Below are 6,836 nucleotides of genomic sequence, written 5' to 3'. Positions count from 1 at the left end.
GGTTCCGGCTCCTCGATCGCCGGCCCGCCCGAGCCGCCATAGCCGATCAGCATGGCGATGGCCGAGCCGATGAAGCGCAACGCCTCCATGTAGAGCCTTGTCATGGCGCCGATCAGCCCGCCGACCAAAAGCTCGGAGACGATCATCGGCGCCAGGATCTGCGGACGCGGATCGACATAGGGGTAGATGCGGTCCCAGAGGAAGGCGAGCAGGCCGCCGGTGGCGGCGACCGACACGAACAGCCGCACCTGGATCGGCACGCGGGCGCTCGACAGGCCCGGCATCAGCATGAAGCAGGCGCCGATGCGGCAGAAGGCGAGGAAGGCGGCGATAACGACGCCTTGCGAGAGCGCGCTCACGAGATCGTCCCGAGCACCTTGATCTCGACGCCTTTGGCGATCTCGACATGGGAGAGAACGGGGAGCGTCGTGAACAGGCGCTCGATGATCATGCGCACATAGGGCCGCGCGTCGGGCGCGGTGACGAGGACAAAGCGCTCGCCGGCTTCGAGATGCTTGCGGATCGCCTTGGTCGCATCCTGGCCGAATTCCTCGAGCTGGCGCGGGTCGATGTCGAACTCGCGCACCTCGCCCTTGGCGTCGCGCTTGAGGCTCTGGTGGAAGGCTAGGTCCCAGCGGTTGCCGAGGCGCAGCACCTTGAGCATGCCGCCCTCGGAAAGATCGCCGCAGATCTGCTGCGCCATGCGGATGCGGACGTGCTCGACGATCTGCTCGGTGCGCCGCACATGCGGCGCGATCTCGGCGATGGCCTCGATGATCAGATGCAGGTTGCGGATCGAGACGCGCTCGGCGAGCAGAAGCTTCAGCACCGCCTGCAGGCCGGGATAGGAGATGTGCGAGGTGCAGATCTCGTCGGCGAGCTTGCGGTATTCCGGATCCTGCCTCTCGAGCAGCGCTTTCATGTCCTTGTAGGAGAGCAACTGCGGCAGGTTGTTGCGGATCACCTCGGAGAGATGGGTGAGCAGCACCGACATGTTGTCGGCATAGGTGTAGCTCTCGCGCTTGAGGTCCTCGGCGAAGGTCTCCAGCACCGAGAAGGCGCGCATGCCGAAAGCCGGCTCGCGGATCTCCTCGCCTGGCAGGTCCGGCACGTCGCGGGTGCCGAGCAGCACCATGATCTCGCCGACGCGCATCTGGTACTCGGCGACGACCGTGCCGTGGACCTTGATCTGGTAGCTCTTCGGCGGGATGGCGAAGTCGTCGGCGACGCGCACTTCGGGCACGACGAAGCCATATCGCTGGGCGAATTTCTTGCGCATCTTGGCCATGCGGAAGACCAGCTCCTGATGCGACACCAGCAGGCGCGTCGACAGCTGCTTGCCGATCAAGAGCTCGATCTCGGCGGTGGCAAGGGAGGCCTTGACCGAGTTCTTCTCCTCCTCGGCCTTTTTCGCCTTCTCCTCGTCCTTCAGCGCCGCGGCGGCGGCCATGGCGCGGTTGTGGCGCAACGGGATGACGTAGCCGAGACCAGCCATGCCGCCGGCAAGGGCAAAGAACGGGAACAGCGGCAGGCCGGGCATGAGGCCGAGGATGACCAGCAGGAAGGCGGCGACATAGAGCGCGCGCGGGTGAGCGCCAAGCTGGCCGAACACGGCCTGGTTGGCCGAGCCGCGGGTGCCGCCCTTGGAGACCAGCATGCCGGCGGCGAGCGAGACGATCAGCGCCGGAATCTGGGTTACGAGACCATCGCCGACCGACAGCTTGATGAACACGTCGGCGGCTTCGCCCATGCCCATGCCGTGGCGGATGTAGCCGATGGCGATGCCGCCGACGATGTTGATGGCGGTGATGATGAGGCCGGCGATGGCGTCGCCGCGCACGAATTTCGAGGCGCCGTCCATCGAGCCGAAGAAGGAGGATTCCTCTTCCAGCTCGCGGCGGCGCAACTGCGCCGTCTTCTCGTCGATCATGCCGGCGGAGAGGTCGGCGTCGATCGACATCTGCTTGCCGGGAATGGCGTCGAGGGTGAAGCGGGCGCCAACCTCGGCGATACGGGTGGCGCCCTTGGTGATGACGATGAAATTCACCACGATCAGGATCAGGAAGACGATCAGGCCGATGACGAAGTCACTCGACATCACCAGCTTCGAGAAGCCCGAAATGACATAGCCGGCCGCGTGCGTGCCCTCATTGCCGTGCGACAGGATCATACGCGTGGTGGCGATGTTGAGCGACAGCCGGAGCATGGTGGCGATCAGCAGCACGGTCGGGAAGGAGGAGAAGTCGAGCGGCCGCTGGATCCACAGCGCCACCATCAGGATCAGCACCGACAGCGCGATCGAGAAGGCGAGGCCGATGTCGATGAGGAAGGCCGGGATCGGCAGGAACAGCACGGCCAGGATGATGACGATGCCCAGCGCGAAGAAGACGTCGCGGCCGTTCTTGGCCGCCAGGCCTGCCGGGATTGTTTCGCTGATCGCCATATCGTCCTCAAGTCTCCAGCCCGCCGAGTGCGCGGCAGCCTTTCGAGCCTAACCGGCCAAGCTTGCGCGAAGGTGGGAGACTGGCTACTGCCGATGGGCGCGGCATCCTCAGCCGCGCGCAACCTTCAGAAGGGGACCGGCATGCTCGTGATCATCGGCACCATCCGCTTGCCGGCGCACAGGCTGGACGAGGCAAGGCCGGCCATGCAGACGATGGTTTCGGCGAGCCGCGCCGAGCCGGGCTGCCTCGAATATTCCTACGCGCAGGATGTCCTCGACAGCGGGCTGATCCGCGTCACGGAGGTATGGAGCGACAGGGCCGCGCTCGAGGCGCATTTCCGCTCGCCGCACATCGCCGACTGGCGCGCGAGCTGGGCGGCGCTCGGCATCGGCGACCGCAACCTCGTGCTCTACGAAGCCGGCGACGCCAGGCCGACCTGACAGAGCAGCCTGCATCGATATCGTCGCGATTGCCGCAGCGCCAAAATGGCGCCACATGCAGTCGGCATTGCAATTGCCACGCAATGCCGCCGGGCGTATCAGGCCGGCAGCTTTCCATTCCCTTCGGATATCGGCCAACCGCTCCGATGACTGCCACAAACCACAGCCAAGTCTATGCCCGCCGGCTGCGCGCGGTGCTGATCCGATCGATCCCGCTGCTCGAGGCGCGCGGCATCGTCATCGTCGTACTTGCGGGTGTCGTCGGGGTGATGTCGGGCGCGCTTGTCACCGGCATGAGCGAACTGGTGCAAGGCATGCATTGGCTGCTTTACGGCGTGCAGCCGGGCGGCCGGCTGTCGGCGATGTTCTCGCTGGCAAGCCCGGTGCAGGCGATGATCCCGGCGATCGGCGGCATCCTGCTTGGGCTGAGCGTGATCTGGCTCAGGAAGCGCAAGTTCCGCACTCCGGTCGATCCGATCGAGGCCAACGCGCTCTATGGCGGGCGTATGTCGCTCACCGACACGTTCATCATCGTCGGGCAGACGGTGCTGTCCAGCGGCTTCGGCGCCTCGGTCGGGCTGGAGGCCGGCTACACGCAGGTTGGCTCTGGTCTGGCGTCGCGGCTGGCGCGCGCCTTCAGGCTGCGCCGCAACGACGTGCGCATCCTCGTCGGCTGCGGCGCAGCCGGCGCCATCGCCGCGGCCTTCGACGCGCCGCTGACCGGCGCCTTCTACGGCTTCGAGCTGATCATCGGCATCTATTCGGTCGCCAATGTCGCGCCGGTGATGACGGCGGCCATCTGCGCCTCGCTGACGGCGGAAGTGTTTGGCGTCGTGCCGTTTCCGCTGGAACTGTCCGGCCTGCCGGCGCTGACCGCCAGCCAGTACATTCCGTTCCTGCTGCTCGGCCTGCTCGGCGGTGCGGCCTCGATCGCCATCATGCATCTGGTCAGCCTGATCGAGCACGGCTTCGCCCGGCTGTCGATCGATGCTTCGCTGCGGCCCTTCATCGGCGGCATCCTTGTCGGGCTGCTCGGGCTGGTGACGCCGCAGGTGCTGTCCAGCGGCCATGGCGCGCTGCATCGCGAGTTCGCGATGAACTATGGGCTTGGCGTCGTCGCCAGCGTCTTCGTGCTGAAGCTGGCGGCCTCGGCGATCTCGCTCGGCTCGGGGTTTCGCGGCGGCCTGTTCTTCGCCTCGCTGTTCCTCGGCGCGCTGCTCGGCAAGGTCTTCGCCGGCGAGGCGAATGCCATCACGCCGGCGACCGGCATCGATCCGGCGGTCGCCGCCGTCGTCGGCATGACCTCGCTCGCCGTCGGCGTCGTCGGCGCGCCGCTGACGATGACCTTCCTGGCGCTGGAATCGACGCGCGACCTGACGCTCACCGGCGTCGTGCTGGCGGCCTCGCTCATGGCGGCGATGCTGGTGCGCGAGACATTCGGCTATTCGTTCTCGACCTGGCGTTTCCACCTACGCGGCGAGACCATCCGCAGCGCCCACGACGTCGGCTGGATGCGCAGCCTCACGGCCGGCTCGATGATGCGCAAGGATGTCCGCACCATCGATGCCGCGACGACGCTCGGCGCCTTCCGCAAGGCGGTGCCGCTGGGCTCGGCGCAGCGCGTCATCGCCGTGGATGAGGGCCAGCACTATGTCGGCGTGCTGATCGTGGCGGAACTGCACAGCGAGGTTTCGGATGGCGAGACGCCGGTGCGCGCACTCGCCCGGTTCAAGGACGCCGTGCTGGTGCCTTCCATGAACGTCCAGACGGCGGCCGAAACCTTCCAGCGCGCCGGTGCCGAGGAACTGGCCGTGGTCGAGGATTTCGCCGATCGCGTCGTGCTCGGTCTTTTGACCGAAAGCCACCTGATGCGGCGCTATGCCGAGGAACTCGACAAAGCGCGGCGGGATCTCTCCGGCGAAGGCTAGCGCCTTTCGCCGGCGCCTGCAATGATCAGGCTGACGACAGCACAGCAGACACGACGCCCACCTGATCCCTTCACCCTCCCTCCGGAAATTCTCCCATGCAAGCCAAGCGCAACGGCGACATATCGTTCTGGTATGCGGATATCGGCGGGGTTCCCGTGCCGCGGCCGCCCTTGCCCGGCGATATCGAGGCCGATGTCGTCATCGTCGGCGCGGGCTACACCGGTCTGTGGACCGCCTACTATCTGAAGAAGGCGAGACCGTCGCTGCGCATCGCGCTGATCGAGCGCGAATTCGCTGGCTTCGGCGCGTCGGGCCGCAATGGCGGCTGGCTGTCGGGCGGCTTCACCTGGTCGCGCGAGAAATATCTCAAGACCTCGACCCGGCAAGGTGTCAGTGCCATGCAGGCGGCGATGGCCGGCTGCGTCGACGAGGTGATCCGGGTGGCGGCGGCCGAAGGGATCGATGCCGACATTCGCCGCGTCGACAATCTGACCGTGGCCACCAACCCGGCGCAGCTCGAACGCGCCCGCGAGGAGTGCGAGACGATCCGCGCTTGGGACGTCGATCCGAACCGCGTCGAGATGCTCGATCAAGCGGCGACGCGGGCGCGCATCAATGTGCGCGACGTCCTTGGCGGCTTCGTCGTCCATGGCCAGGCGCGGGTGCAGCCGGCCAAGCTGGTGCGCGGCCTTGCTGCCGCCGTCGAGCGGCTGGGTGTGCCGATCTACGAGCAGACGACGGTGACCGCCATCGCCAAGGGCAGCGTGACGACCAACCGCGGCACGGTGCGAGCAGAAACCATCATCCGCGCCACCGAAGGTTTTACCGCAGGCATCCCCGGCGAGGAGCGGACCTGGCTGGCGCTCAACAGCGCGCAGATCGTGACCGAGCCGCTGTCGCCTGAGCTGTGGCGCGCGATCGGCTGGGAAGGGCATGAGCTGCTCGGCAGTGCCGCCCATGCCTATTGCTATGCCCAGCGCACGCGCGAGGGGCGCATCACCATGGGCGGGCGCGGCGTGCCCTATCGCTACGGCTCGCGCACCGACGTCAACGGCCAGACGCAGCAGGCGACGATCGACCAGCTGCATCAGATCCTGATGACGCTGCTGCCGCAGACGGCGGGCTGCCGCATCGAGCATGCCTGGTGCGGCGTGCTCGGCGTGCCGCGCGATTGGTGCACGACGGTTGGCCTCGACCCGACGACCCGCATCGGCTGGGCCGGCGGCTATGTCGGGTTGGGTGTCTCCAGCTCCAATCTTTCGGGGCGCACGCTCGCCGACCTGATCCTCGGCCAGGACACGGAACTGACGGGCCTGCCCTGGGTCAACCGCAAGGTGCGGCGCTGGGAGCTGGAGCCCTTCCGCTGGCTCGGCGTCCACTCGATGTACCAGCTCTACCATCTCGCGGATCGCCGCGAAGCCGCCGGGCTTTCGCACACCTCGAAGCTTGCCGCCCTGGCCGACGCCATCACCGGCCACTAGAACAGTTCACCGTTTCACGGAAACGGCGGCCTGCTCTAACTCATTGTTTTGACGCAATTCCGGACGGAAAACCGTTCACACGTTTCCTGGAATTGCTCTAGAGCGGATTCATGGAGCCCAAATTGATCGACCTTTCGACTTTCCACGACCTAGCCACGGCCGATATCGGGGCGTTCTCGCCGAAGCCGACCTCCATCGAAGGCGACCAGGTCGAGGCGGTGCGCTCGTTCTTCCAATCGCCGGACGGGACCGTCGATATCGGCATCTGGGAATGCACGCCGGGCCGCTTCACCGCCGATCGTTCGGGCTCGTCGGAGATTTGCCACATCATCTCGGGGCGGGTGGAAGTAGCGCGCGCCGATGGCGAAAGGCGCGAGCTCGGTCCGGGCGATCTGCTCGTCCTGCCGCAAGGCTGGAAGGGCGAATGGCTGATCCGGGAGACCACGCGCAAGCTCTACATGATCCAGAGCGCCCCCTGATCGCAGGCGACGATCGACCCGAACCGGGTCAGTGCTCGATCGGCCCCCTCGGTGAGACCAGGGC

The 6,836-nt window shown here is 66.6% G+C and carries 6 protein-coding genes; 4 read left to right on the top strand and 2 right to left on the bottom strand.

Features of this window, described 5'->3' with window-relative positions; genetic code table 11:
* Both EN780_RS24045 and flhA read right to left on the bottom strand, forming a co-directional pair.
* The coding region (locus EN780_RS24045) for a flagellar biosynthetic protein FliR (protein ID WP_189556688.1) at window positions 1-359 on the bottom strand (359 nt) is incomplete at its 3' end.
* The gene (flhA, locus tag EN780_RS24040; RefSeq protein ID WP_128275515.1) at window positions 356-2,443 is read right to left on the bottom strand and encodes a flagellar biosynthesis protein FlhA; all 2,088 of its coding nucleotides are present in this window, start codon (window positions 2,441-2,443) and stop codon (window positions 356-358) included. The genes flhA and EN780_RS24045, both read right to left, overlap by 4 nt.
* A gap of 141 nt (window positions 2,444-2,584) precedes the next feature.
* Here flhA and EN780_RS24035 point away from each other — a divergent pair, with 141 nt between their 5' ends.
* From EN780_RS24035 to EN780_RS24020, 4 genes are all read left to right on the top strand, one after another.
* The gene (locus EN780_RS24035) at window positions 2,585-2,884 is read left to right on the top strand and encodes a putative quinol monooxygenase (protein WP_128275514.1); all 300 of its coding nucleotides are present in this window, start codon (window positions 2,585-2,587) and stop codon (window positions 2,882-2,884) included.
* A 146-nt stretch (window positions 2,885-3,030) separates the two neighbouring features.
* The gene (locus tag EN780_RS24030) at window positions 3,031-4,812 is read left to right on the top strand and encodes a chloride channel protein (RefSeq protein ID WP_128275513.1); all 1,782 of its coding nucleotides are present in this window, start codon (window positions 3,031-3,033) and stop codon (window positions 4,810-4,812) included.
* 95 nt (window positions 4,813-4,907) lie between these two features.
* Window positions 4,908-6,293, top strand: a complete 1,386-nt coding sequence (locus EN780_RS24025; RefSeq protein WP_128275512.1) for an FAD-binding oxidoreductase — start codon at window positions 4,908-4,910, stop codon at window positions 6,291-6,293.
* A 110-nt stretch (window positions 6,294-6,403) separates the two neighbouring features.
* On the top strand, window positions 6,404-6,772 hold the full coding sequence (locus EN780_RS24020) for a cupin domain-containing protein (protein ID WP_128275511.1): 369 nt from the start codon (window positions 6,404-6,406) through the stop codon (window positions 6,770-6,772).
* The last annotated feature ends 64 nt before the right edge of the window (window positions 6,773-6,836 follow it).

Origin of the sequence: Mesorhizobium sp. M4B.F.Ca.ET.089.01.1.1 (genome assembly GCF_004022605.1) — a bacterium.
Lineage (GTDB): Bacteria > Pseudomonadota > Alphaproteobacteria > Rhizobiales > Rhizobiaceae > Mesorhizobium > Mesorhizobium abyssinicae.
This window is presented reverse-complemented; position numbering and strand designations above follow the sequence as displayed.